Source organism: Streptomyces sp. CB02261, from assembly GCF_001905665.1.
Classification (GTDB): Bacteria; Actinomycetota; Actinomycetes; order Streptomycetales; family Streptomycetaceae; genus Streptomyces.
Genome location: NZ_LIVX01000001.1, coordinates 671,894 through 688,994, shown reverse-complemented (window position 1 = coordinate 688,994; position 17,101 = coordinate 671,894). Strand labels below are relative to the sequence as shown.

Genomic DNA, 17,101 nt, shown 5'->3' with positions numbered 1-17,101 from the left:
GAGCGGCCGTTCTTCGTGTACGGGACGCTGCGCCCGGGCGCGTACAACCACGACCGGTTCCTCGCCGGGCGGATCGGCACCGAGGCGGACGCCGTGCTGCACGGGGCGGTCCTGTACGACGGGCCCGGCTACCCGTACGTCGTCCCGGCGGACGGGGGCCGGGTGGTCGGCACCCTGCTGACGCCGGCGTCCGGCTCGTACGGCGAGCTGTTCGGCCTGCTCGACCGCCTCGAGCTGCCCGTCGGGTACGAGCGGGTGGCGATGGACGTCGAACGGGTACGGGACGGGGCGCGGGTGTCCGCCTGGGTGTTCCTGGCGGCGCCGGACGCGCCCCTCGGCCCGGTCATCGAGAGCGGCGACTGGTTCAGCCGGCCGTAGCCCCCGCGTCCCCTGCGCGCTCCAGACGCACCGCGCACACCTTGAACTCGGGCATCCGGGAGACCGGGTCGAGCGCCGGGTTCACCAGGGTGTTGGCCCGGCCCTCGCCCGCCCAGTGGAAGGGCATGAAGACGGTGTCCGGCCGGATGGCCGTGGTGATCCGGGCCGGTGCCACGGCCCGCCCGCGCCGCGACACCACCGCGACCCGCTCGCCCTCGGCCACCCCGAGCCGCTCGGCGAGCCGTGGGTGGAGCTCCACGAAGGGGCCGGGCGCCGCCGCGTTCAGCTCGTCCACCCGCCGGGTCTGCGCGCCCGACTGGTACTGGGACACGACCCGGCCGGTGGTGAGGACGACCGGGTACGCGTCGTCCGTCTCCTCGGCCGCCGCCCGGTGCACCACCGGCACGAACCGGGCCCGCCCGTCCGGGGTCGCGAACCGGTCGAGGAACAGCCGGGGCGTCCCGGGGTGCGCGGCGGAGCCCTCCGGGGCCTCGGGGCAGGGCCAGAAGACACCCTGCTCCTCCTCGATCCGCCGGTAGTCGATGCCCGAGTAGTCGGCGGGTCCGCCGGCCGAGGCGCGCCGCAGCTCGTCGAAGACCTCCTCGGGTTCGGCGGGGAAGCCCTTCTCCCAGCCGAGGAGTCCGGCGAGCGCGTGCAGCACCTCCAGGTCGCTGCGTACCCCGGTGGGCGGGGTGAGGGCCCGGCGGCGGAGCAGCACCCTGCCCTCCAGGTTGGTCATGGTGCCGGTCTCCTCCGCCCACTGGGTCACGGGCAGGACGACATCGGCGAGGGCGGCGGTCTCGGAGAGCACGACGTCCGCCACGGCGAGGAAGTCCAGCGACCGCAGCCGCTCCTCGATGTGCGCGGCGCGCGGCGCGGAGACCACCGGGTTGGAGCCCATGAGGAGCAGGGACTTCACGTCGCCGCCGAGCGCGTCGAGGAGTTCGTACGCGCTCCGCCCGGGGCCCGGGAGCGACTCGGGGGGCACGCCCCACACCCCCGCCACGTGGGCGCGGGCGGCCGGGTCGTCGAGCTTGCGGTAGCCGGGCAGCTGGTCGGCCTTCTGGCCGTGCTCACGGCCGCCCTGGCCGTTGCCCTGGCCGGTGAGGCAGCCGTAGCCGCTGAGCGGCCGGCCCGCCCTGCCGGTGGCCAGGCAGAGGTTGATCCAGGCGCCGACGGTGTCGGTGCCCTTGGACTGCTGCTCGGGGCCGCGCGCGGTCAGGACCATGCCGGTGGGCGCGTCGGAGAACATCGCGACGGCGTCCCGGAGCTGCGGCACCGGCACGCCGGTGATCCGCTCGACCTGCTCGGGCCAGTGGGACATGGCGCCGGCCCGCGCGGCCTCCCAGCCGGTGGTCCGCTCGCGGACGAAGTCCTCGTCGACCCGGCCCTCGGCCACGACGAGGTGCAGCATGCCGAGGGCGAGCGCGAGGTCGGTGCCGGGGCGCGGCGCGAGGTGCAGATCGGCCTGTTCGGCGGTCCGGGTGCGGCGCGGGTCGACGACGATCAGCCTGCCGCCGTTCTCCTTCAGCTCGGTGAGGTAGCGGAGGGCGGGCGGCATGGTCTCGGCGAGGTTGGAACCGACGAGGATCACGCACCCCGTCTTCGGGATGTCCTCCAGGGGGAAGGGGAGGCCCCGGTCGAGTCCGAAGGCCCTGCCGTGCGCGGCGGCGGCCGACGACATGCAGAAGCGCCCGTTGTAGTCGATCTGCGAGGTGCCGAGGACCAGCCGGGCGAACTTCCCGAGGGTGTACGCCTTCTCGTTGGTGAGGCCGCCGCCGCCGAAGACCCCCACGGCGTCCGGGCCGTGGTCGGCGCGGGTCCTGCTCAGCCCCTCGGCGACGGCGGAGAGTGCCTCCTCCCAGGTCGCGGGCGCCAGGGCCCCCGTGTCAGGGCATCGGACCAGGGGCTCGGTGAGCCGGACCCGGGAGGAGAGTACGGAGGGGGCGGTGCGGCCCTTGCCGCAGAGCGCGCCCCGGTTGACGGGGAAGTCGGTCCGCTCGACCACCTCGGCGGGCAGCTCCGGGGCGCCGGTGGGGCGGAGCGACATGCCGCACTGCAGGGCGCAGTAGGGGCAGTGGGTGGGAACGGCGGTGACCTCGGACATGCGGCAAGCGTGCGTCAGACGTGTTACGCGGGGCGGCGCCGCGTATTACGGGCGCGGTGCTCTCCGCTCAGCTCACGGCCGGCCGTGAGGTGAGGCCAGCGCCTCGGTGACGCCCTTCTCCTCCGGCCCGAGGAACCGCGGGTCGGGGCGCAGACCGGCGTCGAGGGCGGCCTTGCCCGCCGCGAACAGCTCCCGGGTGGTGCCGTAGTACCAGGTGGCGTCGTGGGGTTCGGGGACCCCGACGCCGTAGGCGTCGAGGCCCGCGCGCCCGCACAGGGCGACGGCCCGTTTGATGTGGAAGTCCTGGGTGACGAGCACGGCCCGGTCGACCCCGAAGACCTTCCGGGCCCGGACGCAGGAGTCCCAGGTGTCGAAGCCCGCGTAGTCGCTGACGATCCGGCCGTCGGGCACCCCGCGCTCGATGAGGTAGGTGCGCATGGCGCTGGGCTCGTCGTATGCGGTCCTGCTGTTGTCGCCGGTGACGAGGAGGACCCGGACCTTGCCCGTCCGGTACAGCTCGGCGGCCGTGTCGAGGCGGTGCGCGAGGTACGGGGTGGGGCGCCCTTGCCACAGCCCGGCGCCGAAGACGACGGCGACGTCCCGGGCGGGCACGTCGGCGGTGGTACGGAGCTTCCCGGCGGCGGCGGTGTGCATCCAGGTGACGGGGGTGAGCGCGAGGACGGCGCCCAGCATCACGGCCTGGACGGTACGTCGGCGGGCCCGGGTGGTGCGGGGGACCAGCCGGTTGAACCGTGCCGGCATGCGGGAACCTCCGTGGTCGGCGGACGGGTGTCGGTGTGTCACCCCGTCCGACGCGCTTCGGCGGGGTTCGGTTCGTCGGCGCCCCGTTCTGTTCCGTACAACACACCGGCCAGGACCATGCCGAGGAGCATGCCGAGCAGTTGGGCGGCGGCGAAGGCGGGTACGGAGGCGGGGGCGATCCCGGTGAAGGAGTCGGAGAAGGCACGGCCGACGGTGGCGGCCGGGTTGGCGAAGGAGCCGGAGGAGGTGAACCAGATCGCGGCGCCGATGTAGCCGGCGACGGCGACCGGGGCGAGGGCGGGGCGGCCGATGTGCCGCAGGCCCTGGACGACGAGGACGAGCCCGGCGGTGGCGACGGCCTCGCCGAGCAGCAGGTGCGGCGCCGCCCGCGACTCGGTGGCCCAGGCGCCGGGTGCCCGCCCGAACATCGCCTCGGCGAGCAGGGCCCCGGCGACGGCCCCGGCGAGCTGGGCGCCGATGTAGGCGAGGGCCTCGGCCGCGCCGCCCGTGGGGCGGCGGGACCACCACTCGGTCAGTGTCACGACGGGGTTGAAGTGGGCCCCGGAGAGCGGCCCGATGAGCGCGATGAGCAGCCCCAGGCCGAGGGCCGACGCGGTGGCGTTGGCGAGCAGCCGGACGCCGATGTCCTGGCTCAGGGAGTCGGCGCGGATGCCGGAGCCGACGATCACGGCGACGAGCGCGCCGGTGCCGATGAACTCGGCGGCGGCGCGACGGGGGAGGGCGGGCGGGGACATTCTCATAACGGAAAAGATATTCCGTTATTCGGAAGGAAAAAAGAGGGGAGGGGAGGTATGTGGTCCCCGTACGCTCCGCGCCATGAAGATCGACGACCTCGACATCCGCCGTGCGGCCGACTCCGACGCCGCCGCGGTGGCCGACGTGTGGCTGCGTTCCTACACGGCGGCCCTTCCGGACGTGCGCCGGGCTCACACCGACGACGAGGTCCGCTCCTGGTTCCGGTACGTCGTCGTCCCCGGCCTGGAGACCTGGGTGGCGACCGCCGGGGGCACGGTCGTCGCCATGATGGTGCTGGACGACGACGAGCTGGACCAGCTGTACGTCGACCCGCCCTGGCGCGGCCACGGCATCGGCGACCGTCTCGTGGAACTGGCCAAGGAGCGCCGCGCGGCCGGACTCTCCCTGTGGACCTTCCAGGTCAACGCCCCGGCACGCCGCTTCTACGAACGCCACGGCTTCGTCGCCACCGACCGGACGGACGGCCACCGCAACGAGGAACACGAACCGGACATCCGCTACACCTGGACCCCTACGCCCTGAGCCGTCCCCCGGTGTACGCGCCCGGCGTCCGCCACCCACCCCACCTGTGCCCGCGCCCCGCAGCCCCCGCGCGACCCCGCCCCGGCGTGGGCCTTCCGCCCGCGTGCGGGCAACCTCCTGCCCACACGGGCGGGGGCGGGGCCGCCTCCCGCGTGCTCACTCCGCCCCCGCGGACCGGGCCGCAACGGCGTGCCGGCCCCCGCTGTGAGGTGACCGCAAAGACCCGTCACCCCGACGAAACGGCCACGCAACGCGCCCCCGGCAGGATCGCCGCATGACGGAGCCGTACAGCACGATCCCCGAACCGCCCGGAACCCGGCCGGGCCACGTGCGTCCGTACGGCCGTCCGCTCCGGAAGCACGAGGAGGAGGTACACCCGCCCATGAACACCCCCGCCCTCGTCACCCCGCCCGCCGCCCCCCGCCCCGGCGCCCCCACCCTCGTCGCCGTCGGCCACGGCAGCCGCGACCCCCGCGCCCGCGCCACCCTGGAGCGGCTGCTCGACCGGGTCCGCGAGCTGCGCCCCGGCCTCGACGCCCGGCTCGCCCACATCGAGCTGAACGCACCGCTCCTCGACGCCACCCTCGCCGGCCTCGCCGCCGAAGGACGGGACGCCGTGCTCGTCCCCCTCCTGTTCGCCCCCGGGTACCACGTCACCCACGACCTGCCCGCAGCCGTCGCCGCCACCCCCCACCTCCGGGCCCGCGTCGCCGAGCCGCTCGGCGCGCACCCGCTCCTCGTCGAGGCCCTCGCCGACCGGCTCGCGCAGGCGGGCTGGACCCCCGAGGACGGGACCTCCCGCGGCGCCGGCGTCGTCCTCGCCTCCGCCGGATCCCGCGACCCCCGCTCGGGCGCCGAGATCCGCCGTATCGCCACGCTCCTCGGCGAGCGGCTCGGCGGCGCCCCCGTCGTCAGCGCCTACACCTCCGCCGCCGCGCCCACCGTCCCCGAGGCCGTCCGCGCCCTCGCCGCCCGCGGCCGCCACCGGGTCGCCGTCGCCTCCTGCTTCACCGCCCCCGGACTCTTCGCCACCCGCGCCGCCGCCGCCGCGCCCTGGATCGCCGCCGACCCGATCGGCGCCCACCCGGCCCTCGCCCGCCTCGTCCTCCACCGCTACGACCGGGCCCTGGCGACGACCACCCGCACGCGGGAACTCGCCGCCGTCTGAGCGCTTCTGTCGGTCCCTCCGGTTACCTTCGGGTCATGGCAGGCAACGAAGACAACGAAGGCAACGACGGCATCGGCGACATCACCGGCACCCCCGGCTACGACTCCGCCGCGACCGATCGCTGGGCCGCCGAGCCCGACAAACGCCCCGGACGCACCGCCTTCCAGCGCGACCGCGCCCGCGTCCTGCACTCCGCCGCGCTCCGCAGGCTCGCCGGCAAGACCCAGGTCGTCACCCCCGGCACCCGCGGCCACGCCTGGGACGCCAGCCCCCGCACCCGGCTCACCCACTCCCTGGAGTGCGCCCAGGTCGGGCGCGAGCTCGGCGCGGCCCTCGGTTGCGACCCCGACCTCGTCGAGGCCGCCTGCCTCTCCCACGACATGGGTCACCCGCCCTTCGGGCACAACGGCGAGCAGGCGCTCAACGACGTCGCCAAGGACTGCGGCGGCTTCGAGGGGAACGCCCAGTCGCTCCGCCTCCTCACCCGCATCGAGCCCAAGCGCTTCGTGAAGGACGCCGAAGGGGACCTCGTCAGCGTCGGACTCAACCTGACCCGGGCGACGCTCGACGCCGCCACCAAGTACCCCTGGGCGCGCGGCGACCACCCCGAGGACCCCGGCTCGTCCAAGTTCGGCGTGTACGAGGACGACCTCCCGGTCTTCGAGTGGATCCGGCAGGGCGCCCCCGCCGACCGCAAGTGCTTCGAGGCCCAGGTCATGGACTGGTCCGACGACGTGGCCTACTCGGTGCACGACTTCGAGGACGGCCTGCACGCCGGCCACATCGACCCGAACATGCTGCTCTCCGAGCCCGAGCGCGCCGACGTCTTCGCGGTCGCCGTCGGCCGCTACGTACCCGAGGACACCGACCCGCAGGAGCTCGCCGACGCCCTCGACCGTCTCGTCGAGCAGGAGTGGTGGCCGCACGGCTACGACGGCTCGGCCGTCGCCCAGGCCCGCCTCAAGGACGCCACCAGCCAGCTCATCGGCCGCTTCTGCCTCGCCGCCGAGGGCGCCACCCGCCAGGGGTACGGCTCCGGCCGCCTCACCCGGTACGCGGCCGCGTTGATCGTCCCCCGCGCCGCCCGGAACGAGTGCGCCGTCCTCAAGGCCGTCGCCGACCGGTACGTGATGCAGCGCGCCGAACAGGAGGCCCTCCGCGCCGACCAGCGCGTCGTCGTCGCCGAACTCGCCGAGGCCCTCGTCGCCCGCGCCCCCGACGGCCTCGAACCGCAGTTCCGGTCCCTGTTCGACGCCGCCCGCGACGACCGCGCCCGCAAGCGCGTGATCGTCGACCAGATCGCCTCCCTCACCGACGCCTCCGCCCGCGCCCTCCACTCCCGCCTCCGCCCCCACCACGCCTGAGGGCCCTCTTCCGCCCCACCCCTCCGTGCGGGACGCTCGCATGCACGCCCCGGGGCGGTACGGCCGGACGGTCGCCCGGGGGCGTAGGTTGGAAACGGTCGCAACGAGGAGGAAACGACGTGGTCGACGCGGATCAGACCTTTGTCATCGTCGGAGGGGGCCTGGCCGGGGCCAAGGCGGCGGAGACACTCCGCTCCGAGGGGTTCAACGGCCGGGTGATCCTCATCGGCGACGAGCGCGACCACCCCTACGAGCGCCCACCCCTCTCCAAGGGCTACCTCACGGGCGCCAAGGAACGCGACAGCGCCTTCGTGCACGACGCCGCCTGGTACGCGGCGAACGACATCGAGCTGCACCTCGGGCAGCCCGTCACCGCAGTCGACCGCGAGGCCCGCACGGTCCTCCTCGGCGACAACACGGTCATCCGCTACGACAAGCTGCTCCTGGCCACCGGCTCCGAGCCGCGCCGCCTCGACGTCCCCGGCACCGAACTCGCCGGCGTCCACCACCTGCGCCGGCTCGCCCACGCCGACCGGCTCCGCCAGGTCCTCTCCGGCCTCGGCCGCGACAACGGCCACCTGGTGATCGCGGGCGCCGGCTGGATCGGCCTCGAAGTCGCCGCCGCCGCCCGCGGCTACGGCGCCGAAGTCACCGTCGTCGAATCCGACCCCACCCCGCTCCACCGGGTCCTCGGCCCCGAGCTCGGCCAGCTCTTCGCCGACCTCCACACCGACCACGGCGTCCGCTTCCACTTCGGCGTCCGGCTCACCGAGATCGTCGGCCAGGACGGCATGGTCCTCGCCGTCCGCACCGACGACGGCGAGGAGCACCCCGCGCACGCCGTGCTCGCCGCGATCGGCGCCGCCCCCCGTACCGCCCTCGCCGAGAACTCCGGGCTCGCCCTCGTCGACCGCGCCGACGGCGGCGGCGTCGCCGTCGACGAGTCACTGCGCACCTCCGACCCCGACATCTACGCCGCCGGGGACATCGCCGCCGCCCACCACCCGCTGCTCCACACCCGGCTCCGCGTCGAGCACTGGGCCAACGCCCTCAACGGCGGCCCCGCCGCCGCCCGCGCCATGCTCGGACAGCCCGTCTCCTACGACCGCGTCCCCTACTTCTTCTCCGACCAGTACGACCTGGGCATGGAGTACTCCGGCTGGGCGCCCCCGGGCACGTACGACCAGGTCGTCGTCCGCGGCGACACCGGCAAGCGCGAGTTCATCGCCTTCTGGCTCAAGGAGGGCCGGGTCCTCGCCGGGATGAACGTGAACGTGTGGGACGTCACAGACCCCATCCAGCGGATCATCCGTTCCAAGGCGGCCGTCCACCCCGACGCCCTCGCCGACCCGTCCGTCCCGCTGGACAGCCTGATCCCGTAGGGTCCGCGTCCCCGTAGACTTCACGCGTGGCAGGCAGGATCAACGATGACGACGTGAAGGCGGTCCGGGACGCGGTCCCGATCGACGCCGTCGTGTCCGAGTACCTCCAGCTCCGCAACGCGGGCGGCGGGAACCTCAAGGGCCTCTGTCCCTTCCACGACGAGAAGTCGCCCTCCTTCCAGGTCAGCCCCAGCAAGGGACTCTTCCACTGCTTCGGCTGCCAGGAGGGCGGCGACACCATCGCCTTCGTGATGAAGATCGACCACCTCTCCTTCTCGGAGACGGTCGAGCGCCTCGCCGCCAAGGCGGGCATCACGCTGCGGTACGAGGAAGGAGGCTACAACCCCGGCCACCAGCGCGGAGAGCGCATCCGCCTGGTCGAGGCGCACAAGGTCGCCGCCCAGTTCTACATCGACCAACTGGACTCGCCCGAGGCCGAGATCGGCCGGAAGTTCCTCGCCGAGCGCGGCTTCGACCAGGCCGCCGCCGGCCACTTCGGCGTCGGCTACTCACCGGCCGGCTGGGACCACCTCACCCGCTACCTGCGCGGCAAGGGCTTCTCCGACAAGGAACTGATCCTCTCCGGCCTCTCCCAGGACGGCCGCCGCGGCCCCATCGACCGCTTCCGCGGCCGCCTCATGTGGCCGATCAAGGACGTCGGCGGCGAGATCGTCGGCTTCGGCGCGCGCAAGCTCCGCGACGACGACAACGGGCCCAAGTACCTCAACACCCCCGAGACCCCGATCTACAAGAAGTCCCAGGTCCTGTACGGCATCGACCTGGCCAAGAAGGACATCGCCAAGGTCAGCCGGGCCGTCGTCGTCGAGGGCTACACCGACGTCATGGCCTGCCACCTCGCCGGGGTCACCACCGCCATCGCCACCTGCGGCACCGCGTTCGGCGGCGACCACATCAAGATCCTCCGCCGCCTCCTCATGGACAACGGCTCGGCCCGGGTCATCTTCACCTTCGACGGCGACGCCGCCGGCCAGAAGGCCGCCCTGCGGGCCTTCGAGGACGACCAGAAGTTCGCCGCCGAGACGTACATCGCCATCGCCCCCGACGGCATGGACCCCTGCGAACTGCGCCTCGCCAAGGGCGACGAGGCCGTCGCCGACCTCGTCCAGCCCCGCACCCCGCTCTTCGAGTTCGCGCTCCGCCAGATCGTGAAGCGCTACGACCTGGAGACCCCCGCCGGCCGGGCCGCCGCCCTCGACGAGGCCGCCCCCGTCGTCGCCCGCATCAAGAACATCGGCGCCCAGCACGAGGTCGCCGTCCAGCTCGCCGGCATGCTCGGCATCCTCGACACCCAGTTCGTCGTCAAGCGGGTCGCCCAGCTCGCCCGCTGGGCCCGCGACCGCGGCGGCAAGGGCCCCGCGCAGCAGAACCCCCAGCGCGGCTACGACACCCCCGCCCCGGCCACGGTGGCCTCGGGCCCCGCGCTCAACCTGCGCAGCCCCGCCCACCGCACCGAGCGCGAACTCCTCAAGCTCGCCCTCCAGCGGCCCGAGCTCGTCTCCCCGGCCTTCGACGCGTACGGGGCCGACGAGTTCACCGCCCCGCCGTACGCGGCCGTCCGCCAGTGCGTCCAGGACGCGGGCGGCGCCACCGGAGCCCCCTCCGACTACCTCGACGCCGTCCGCGAGGCCGCTCCCAACGACACCGTCCGCGCCCTCGTCACCGAACTCGCCGTCGAGACGATCTTCGCCAAGACCGTCGACGAGGCCTACGCCGGCGACCAGCTCGTCACCGTCCGGCTCCGCGCCGTCGACCGGCGCATCCGCGACGTGCAGGGCACCCTCGCCCGGCTCGGCCCGAATGGCGACCCGGAGCGGCTCGCGGCCGTCCAGAACGAACTGTGGGTCCTCACCCAGTACGGGCAGTCCCTGCGGAACAACGGCGCCGCCGCGCTCTGACGTACGTTCCGTCACGCCCCGGTCTCAAAAAGTCACCGCACGCCCCTCGTGGCCGCGATGTGTCGTACCCCACACTGGAGGACGGTGTCGTTCCGTCCCGCCTGGAGGTCGCCCGTCGTGCAGACCGAGACCCGGACCGTGTCGCAGGAGCAATCCCTCGACGCACCGAACGAACCGAACGAACCGAACGAACCGAACGAGCCGGATGAAGCGGACGAGCCGGCGGATCCCCCCGTGCAGCGCCGCCCCGACCCCGGCGGCAACGGACCCTCCTCCGACCTCTTCCGCCAGTACCTCCGCGAGATCGGCCGCATCCCACTGCTCACCGCCGAGGAGGAGGTCGAACTCGCCCGCCGCGTCGAGGCCGGGCTCTTCGCCGAGGAGAAACTCGCCCGCACCCCCGACCTGGACTCCCGGCTCGCGGGCGACCTGGACCGGATCGTCGTCCAGGGCCGGATCGCCAAGCGCAGGCTCATCGAGGCCAACCTCCGCCTCGTCGTCTCCGTCGCCAAGCGGTACGTGGGCCGTGGCCTCACCATGCTGGACCTCGTCCAGGAGGGGAACCTCGGCCTCATCCGCGCCGTCGAGAAGTTCGACTACGCGCGCGGCTACAAGTTCTCCACGTACGCCACCTGGTGGATCCGCCAGGCGATGTCCCGGGCCCTCGCCGACCAGGCCCGGACCATCCGCGTCCCCGTACACGTCGTCGAACTCATCAACCGGGTCATCCGCGTCCAGCGCCGCATGCTCCAGGAACGCGGTTACGAACCCACCGCGGAGGAGGTCGCCGCCGAACTGGACCTGGCCCCCGAGCGGGTGGGCGAGGTCCTCCGCCTCGCCCAGGAACCGGTCTCCCTGCACACCCCCGTCGGCGAGGAGGACGACGTCGCCCTCGGCGACCTGATCGAGGACGGCGACGCCGCCTCACCCGTCGAGTCCGCCGCCTTCCTGCTGCTCCGCCGCCACCTGGAGGACGTGCTCTCCACCCTGGGTGAACGCGAACGCAAGGTCGTCCAGCTCCGCTACGGCCTCGACGACGGCAGGCCCCGCACCCTGGAGGAGATAGGACGTCTCTTCGGCGTGACACGCGAGCGCATCCGCCAGATCGAGTCCAAGACCCTCTCCAAACTGCGGGACCACGCCTACGCGGACCAGCTCAGGGGATACCTGGACTGAACCGCGCCGACCGGGGTCAGTCGACCTCCGCCACCGCCTGCGCGAACTGCGCCGCGTACAGCCGGGCGTACGCCCCGGCGGACGCCAGCAGCTCCTCGTGGGTGCCCTGCTCGACGATCGACCCGTTCTCCATCACCAGGATCACGTCCGCGTCCCGGATCGTGGAGAGCCGGTGCGCGATCACGAACGAGGTGCGCCCGTGGGCCAGCCGCGCCATCGCCTTCTGGATCAGGACCTCCGTGCGGGTGTCGACCGAGCTGGTGGCCTCGTCGAGGACGAGGATCACCGGGTCGGACAGGAACGCCCGCGCGATGGTGATCAGCTGCTTCTCGCCCGCGCTGACCCCCGCCCCGTCGTCGTCGATGACCGTGTCGTACCCCTCGGGCAGGGTGCGGACGAACCGGTCGGCGTGCGCGGCCCGCGCCGCCTCCTCGATCTCCGCCCGGGTCACCTCGCGGGTCGCGCCGTACGCGATGTTGTCCGCGATGGTGCCGCCGAACAGCCACGTGTCCTGGAGGACCATGCCGACCCCGGCCCGCAGGTCCTCGCGGGGCATCTTCGCGATGTCCGCCCCGTCCAGGGTGATCCGGCCGCCCGTCACCTCGTAGAAGCGCATGAGCAGGTTCACCAGGGTCGTCTTGCCGGCGCCCGTCGGGCCGACGATCGCGACCGTCTGACCCGGCTCCACCGTGAGCGACAGGTCCTCGATCAGCGGCTTGTCCGCCTCGTAGCGGAAGGACACACCCTCCAGGGCCACCCTGCCCTTGAGGTCGGCCGGCGTCTCGCTCTCGCTCTTCGGGGCGTCCGGCCCCTGCTCCTCGGCGTCGAGCAGCTCGAAGATCCGCTCGGCCGAGGCGACACCCGACTGCACCAGGTTCGCCATCGACGCGACCTGCGTCAGCGGCATGGAGAACTGGCGCGAGTACTGGATGAAGGCCTGCACGTCACCGATGGACAGCGTGCCGCTCGCGACCCGCAGACCACCGACCACGGCCACCAGGACGTAGTTGATGTTCGACAGGAAGAACATCACCGGCTGCATCACACCGCTGTTGAACTGCGCTTTGAACCCGGCCTCGTAGAGGGCCTCGTTCTGCTCGCGGAAGTCCGCCGCGGACTCCGCCTGCCGGCCGAAGACCTTCACCAGGGCGTGCCCGCTGTACATCTCCTCCACGTGCGCGTTGAGCGTGCCCGTGGACTTCCACTGCTGGACGAAGTGCGGCTGCGAGCGCTTGCCGATCCTCGCCGCGACGAAGACCGACACCGGCACGGTGATCAGCGCCACGAGCGCGAGCAGCGGCGAGATCCAGAACATCATCGCGAGCACGCCGACGATCGTGAGCAGCGAGTTGATCAGCTGCCCCATCGACTGCTGGAGCGTCTGCGAGATGTTGTCGATGTCGTTGGTCGCCCGGGAGAGCACCTCGCCGCGCTTCGCCCGGTCGAAGTACGACAGGGGGAGCCGCGCCAGCTTCGTCTGGACGTCCTCCCGCATCCGGTAGACCGTCCGGTTGATCACCCTGATCGACATGCGGGTGGAGACCAGCATGAGCAGGCCCGCCGCCACGTAGACGCCGAGGACCACCAGCAGCACCTCGCCGACGGCGGAGAAGTCGATCCCCTGCCCCGGTGTGAAGTCGACGCCGGTCAGCATGTCCGCCATGCCGGAGTCACCCGCGGCGCGCAGCCCCGCGATCGCCTCCGCCTTCGTCCCGCCCTCGATCTGGTTCCCGATCACGCCCGCGAAGACGAGGTCGGTCGCCTTGCCGAGGATCTTCGGGCCGACCACGGAGGCCGCCACCGACAGCACACCGGCGATCAGCATCACCCAGAGCGCGCCACGCTCGGGAGTCAGCTGCTTCAGCAGCCGCTTTCCCGAGCCCTTGAAGTCCATCGACCGCTGGTCGGGGCCGCCACCGGCCATCATGCGTCCGCCAGGACCGGCCATCAGGCTGCCTCCGCCTCGGTGAGCTGGGAGAGGACGATCTCCCGGTACGTCTCGTTGTCCTCCATCAGGTCCCGGTGCCGTCCGGTGCCGACGACCCGGCCCGCGTCGAGGACGATGATCCGGTCGGCCTCCCGGATGGTGGAGACCCGCTGGGCGACGATGACGACGGTCGAGTCGGCCGTCTCCCGGGCGAGCGCGGCCCGGAGCAGGGCGTCCGTCTCGTAGTCGAGGGCGGAGAACGAATCGTCGAAGAGATAGATCTCCGGCCGCTGCACCAGCGTCCGCGCGATGGCGAGCCGCTGCCGCTGCCCACCGGAGACATTGGTGCCGCCCTGCGCGATGGGCGCGTTCAGACCGGCTTCCAGCTTCCGTACGAAGTCGGCGGCCTGGGCGACCTCCAGGGCGTGCCAGAGTTCCTCGTCGGTGGCGTCGGGCTTGCCGTAGCGGAGGTTGGTGGCGACGGTCCCGGAGAAGAGGTAGGGCTTCTGGGGGACGAGTCCGACGGTCTTCGCCATGAGGTCCGGGTCGAGTCGGCGGACGTCGACGCCGTCCACGAGGACCTCGCCGCCGGTGGCGTCGAAGAGCCGGGGCACGAGTCCTAGGAGGGTCGACTTGCCGCTGCCGGTGGAGCCGATGATCGCGGTGGTCTCACCGGGCCGTGCGACGAGCCCGACGTCCTTGAGCACGGACTCCTCCGCACCGGGGTAACGGAATTCGGCGGCGCGTACCTCCAGATGTCCGCGCCGGGACAGTGTCCGCACCGGGTCCACCGGCGGCACCACGCTCGACTCGGTCGCCAGGACCTCCTCGATGCGCTCCGCGCATACCTCGGCCCGCGGCACCATCATGAACATGAAGGTGGCCATCATGACCGCCATCACGATCTGCATCAGATAGGCGAGGAACGCGGTCAGCGCGCCGATCTGCATCTCGCCGCTGTCGATCCGGTGCGCCCCGAACCAGACGACGGCGACGCTGGAGACGTTCACGACCGTCATCACCGTCGGGAACATCAGCGCCATCAGCCGGCCGGTCGCCATCGACACGTCGGTCAGCTCGGCGTTGGCCCCGCGGAACCGCTCCTCCTCGTAGGAGTCCTTCACGAACGCCCGGATCACCCGGTTGCCGGTGATCTGCTCGCGCAGCACCCGGTTCACCGTGTCGAGACGTTCCTGCATCGTCCGGAAGAGCGGCCGCATCCTCCGCACGATCAGCGAGACCGCGATCCCGAGGATCGGCACCACGGCGAGCAGCACGGCCGAGAGCGGCACGTCCTGGCCGAGGGCCATCACGATGCCGCCGACACACATGATGGGCGCGGAGACCATCAGGGTGAACGCCATCAGGACCAGCATCTGGATCTGCTGCACGTCATTGGTCGTACGGGTGATCAGCGAGGGCGCGCCGAAGTGCCCCAGCTCCCGCGCGGAGAACGACTGCACCCGGTCGAAGACCGCGCCGCGCACGTCCCGGCCCAGGGCGGACGCCGTCCGGGCGCCGTAGAACACGGCACCGATGTTGCAGACGACCTGGACGACGGAGACGCCGACCATCAGGGCGCCGAACTGCAGGATGTAGCCCGTGTCCCCCTTGACGACACCGTCGTCGATGATGTCCGCGTTCAGGGTGGGCAGGTAGAGGCTCGCGCAGGTCTGCAGGAACTGCAGCAGCACGAGCAGGGCGATGGGTTTTCGATAGGGCCCGAGATGGGTTCGGAGAAGTCTTATGAGCACGGCTCCTACTATCGCCCGCGCCACCGAGACGTTACGACTCGTTTCCGGGGCGCGGCGAGCCCTGGTGAAGACTTTACGAAGCGAACGCACCCGGATGGATCTGCTCCCGCGTGGCCACGTACTGCTGCCGCACGGCCTGACCCGCGGACAGGTCCTCGCCGGGCTCCAGGATCTGCGCGGCGGCGCCCTGCCAGGCCGGGGGAGTGGACGGCGACAGCGTGCCCCGCGCCACCCCGAGGGCCCAGGCGGCCTGCCGGGCCGCACCGAGGGCGGCGTAGTCCGCCGGCTGGGGGACGACGACCTGCGCGCCGAACAGCGCGGGGGCGAGCGCCTGCACGGCCGGCAGCGCGGCGGCCGCGCCGAGCAGGAAGACCCGCCGCACCTCGACCCCCCGCCCGCGCAGCACGTCCATGGCGTCGGTGAGCGCGCAGAGCATCCCCTCGAACGCGGCGCGCGCCAGGTGCTCGGGCTTCATCGACTCGCGCCGCAGCCCGGTGAGCGTGCCCGCGGAGTGCGGCAGGCTCGGAGTCCGCTCGCCCTCCAGATAGGGCAGCAGGACGAGCCCGGAGGCGCCCGGCGTCGACTTCAGGGCGACCGCGGACAGCTCGTCGAGCGACTCCAGGCCCAGCATCTCGGCGGTGCCGCGCAGCGCCCGTACCGCGTTCGAGGTGTGGACGACGGGCAGGTGCATGCCGGTGGCGTCGGCGAAGGAGGTGATCATGCCGCCGGGGTCGGCGAGCGCCTCGTGGTGGACGGCCATCACGGAGCCGGAGGCGCCGAGCGAGACCACGGCGTCGCCGGGACCGAGACCGAGGCCGAGCGCGGCGGCCATCGTCTCGCCGGTGCCGGCGGAGATCAGGAGGCCCTCGGGCGTGGTGCCGGCGGCCTCCGCGGGCCCGAGGACCTCGGGCAGCACGGCCTGGTGGCCGAGGGCCAGCTCGACCAGGTCGGGACGGTACGTGCCGGTGCGGGCCGACCAGTAGCCGGTGCCGGAGGCGGCGCCGCGGTCGGTCGTCCGCCGGGCCGGGCGGCCGAGGAGCTGCCAGACCAGCCAGTCGTGCGGCTGGAGGACCATCGCGATCCGCCGGGCGTGCTCGGGCTCGGTGCGGGCCAGCCAGCGCAGCTTGGCGACCGGCTGCCCGGCGCCGGGCACGGAGCCGACGGCCTCGGCCCAGGCCTGGCGTCCGCCCAGCGACTCCACGAGGTCGGCGGCGGCCACCTGGGCCCGCTTGTCGTTGCGGACGAGCGCGGGCCGCACCAGGCCGCCCTGCGCGTCGAGGGGAACCAGCCCGTGCTGCTGCGCGGACACGCCGATGGCCTGCACGCCCTCCAGGAGACCGCCGGTAGCGGCCTCCCCGAGGGAGAGCAGCCAGGTCTGCGGGTCGACGTCGACGGCCTTGGGTTCGCCCGGATGAGGGGCGTATCCCTGCCGCAGTACGGCACCCGTGTCCGTGTCACAGACGACGATGCGTGTGAACTCCGCTGAGCTGTCGAGTCCGGCGACTATCCCCATGACACTTGATTCTGCCGCACGCGGGGCGGATCAGGTGTTACTGGTGCCCCACTCGTCCTCCTCGACCTTCCCGTTGCCCATGCTCCGCTCGCGCAGCGCGTGGACCCGGTCGGTCACGGAGGACGGCAGGCGGTCGCCCACCTTGTCCCCCACGAGGTGCGCGGCCTTGCCCGCGACCTGCCGCCCGGTCTGGGCGGCGGACTCGGCGGCGTTCCGCACGGCCGGGTTCTGGGCGATGCCCTTGGCGGACTTCCTCAACTGCTCGTAGCGCTCGCGACCCGCACGTGTGCCGACCACGTAACCGAGGGCGAGTCCCATGACGAACGTCAGCTTGTATCGCATGGCCATCACCTTC

The 17,101-nt window shown here is 72.7% G+C and carries 14 protein-coding genes; 7 read left to right on the top strand and 7 right to left on the bottom strand.

Annotated features, from left to right (window positions below; translation table 11 throughout):
• The first annotated feature begins 15 nt into the window (after positions 1 to 15).
• Positions 16 to 378, top strand: a complete 363-nt coding sequence (locus AMK29_RS37740; protein ID WP_241845125.1) for a gamma-glutamylcyclotransferase family protein — start codon at positions 16 to 18, stop codon at positions 376 to 378.
• On the opposite strand, the gene AMK29_RS03155 is transcribed toward AMK29_RS37740, so the two are convergent.
• The 3 genes from AMK29_RS03155 to AMK29_RS03145 form a co-directional block, all read right to left on the bottom strand.
• Positions 365 to 2,485: a molybdopterin oxidoreductase family protein gene (locus tag AMK29_RS03155; RefSeq protein ID WP_073807092.1), complete on the bottom strand. Its 2,121-nt coding sequence runs from the start codon at positions 2,483 to 2,485 to the stop codon at positions 365 to 367. The genes AMK29_RS37740 and AMK29_RS03155 overlap by 14 nt on opposite strands.
• A 72-nt stretch (positions 2,486 to 2,557) precedes the next feature.
• Complete coding sequence (locus tag AMK29_RS03150; protein WP_073807090.1) at positions 2,558 to 3,247, bottom strand: SanA/YdcF family protein; 690 nt, start codon at positions 3,245 to 3,247, stop codon at positions 2,558 to 2,560.
• A 38-nt stretch (positions 3,248 to 3,285) separates the two neighbouring features.
• Positions 3,286 to 4,008 carry an aquaporin gene (locus AMK29_RS03145; RefSeq protein ID WP_073807088.1) on the bottom strand — a complete coding sequence of 241 codons (723 nt, stop codon included), beginning with the start codon at positions 4,006 to 4,008 and terminating at the stop codon, positions 3,286 to 3,288.
• Positions 4,009 to 4,084: 76 nt separating this feature from the next.
• Between AMK29_RS03145 and AMK29_RS03140 the strand changes: the two genes are divergently transcribed.
• From AMK29_RS03140 to AMK29_RS03115, 6 genes are all read left to right on the top strand, one after another.
• A complete protein-coding gene (locus AMK29_RS03140; protein WP_073807086.1) occupies positions 4,085 to 4,546 on the top strand; it encodes a GNAT family N-acetyltransferase in 462 nt (153 codons plus the stop codon).
• Positions 4,547 to 4,928: 382 nt separating this feature from the next.
• Entirely contained in the window at positions 4,929 to 5,714 is a 786-nt protein-coding gene (locus AMK29_RS03135; protein WP_073808236.1) for a sirohydrochlorin chelatase, read from the top strand.
• 35 nt (positions 5,715 to 5,749) lie between these two features.
• The gene (locus AMK29_RS03130; RefSeq protein ID WP_241845079.1) at positions 5,750 to 7,078 is read left to right on the top strand and encodes a deoxyguanosinetriphosphate triphosphohydrolase; all 1,329 of its coding nucleotides are present in this window, start codon (positions 5,750 to 5,752) and stop codon (positions 7,076 to 7,078) included.
• A gap of 119 nt (positions 7,079 to 7,197) precedes the next feature.
• Complete coding sequence (locus AMK29_RS03125; protein ID WP_073807084.1) at positions 7,198 to 8,460, top strand: NAD(P)/FAD-dependent oxidoreductase; 1,263 nt, start codon at positions 7,198 to 7,200, stop codon at positions 8,458 to 8,460.
• A 26-nt stretch (positions 8,461 to 8,486) separates the two neighbouring features.
• The gene (gene dnaG / locus AMK29_RS03120) at positions 8,487 to 10,376 is read left to right on the top strand and encodes a DNA primase (protein ID WP_073807082.1); all 1,890 of its coding nucleotides are present in this window, start codon (positions 8,487 to 8,489) and stop codon (positions 10,374 to 10,376) included.
• A 57-nt stretch (positions 10,377 to 10,433) separates the two neighbouring features.
• The gene (locus AMK29_RS03115) at positions 10,434 to 11,552 is read left to right on the top strand and encodes an RNA polymerase sigma factor (protein ID WP_443334045.1); all 1,119 of its coding nucleotides are present in this window, start codon (positions 10,434 to 10,436) and stop codon (positions 11,550 to 11,552) included.
• A gap of 16 nt (positions 11,553 to 11,568) precedes the next feature.
• Here the strand turns inward: AMK29_RS03115 and AMK29_RS03110 are convergent, their stop codons facing one another.
• From AMK29_RS03110 to AMK29_RS03095, 4 genes are all read right to left on the bottom strand, one after another.
• Complete coding sequence (locus tag AMK29_RS03110) at positions 11,569 to 13,500, bottom strand: ABC transporter ATP-binding protein (RefSeq protein ID WP_073807080.1); 1,932 nt, start codon at positions 13,498 to 13,500, stop codon at positions 11,569 to 11,571.
• Positions 13,500 to 15,233, bottom strand: a complete 1,734-nt coding sequence (locus tag AMK29_RS03105; RefSeq protein WP_073807077.1) for an ABC transporter ATP-binding protein — start codon at positions 15,231 to 15,233, stop codon at positions 13,500 to 13,502. The genes AMK29_RS03110 and AMK29_RS03105 overlap by 1 nt, the downstream gene beginning before the upstream one ends.
• A gap of 73 nt (positions 15,234 to 15,306) precedes the next feature.
• Positions 15,307 to 16,746 (bottom strand): FGGY family carbohydrate kinase, encoded by a 1,440-nt coding sequence (locus AMK29_RS03100; protein ID WP_073807075.1) that lies wholly within the window; start codon positions 16,744 to 16,746, stop codon positions 15,307 to 15,309.
• A gap of 30 nt (positions 16,747 to 16,776) precedes the next feature.
• The gene (locus AMK29_RS03095) at positions 16,777 to 17,088 is read right to left on the bottom strand and encodes a hypothetical protein (RefSeq protein WP_073808229.1); all 312 of its coding nucleotides are present in this window, start codon (positions 17,086 to 17,088) and stop codon (positions 16,777 to 16,779) included.
• Positions 17,089 to 17,101 lie beyond the last annotated feature (13 nt).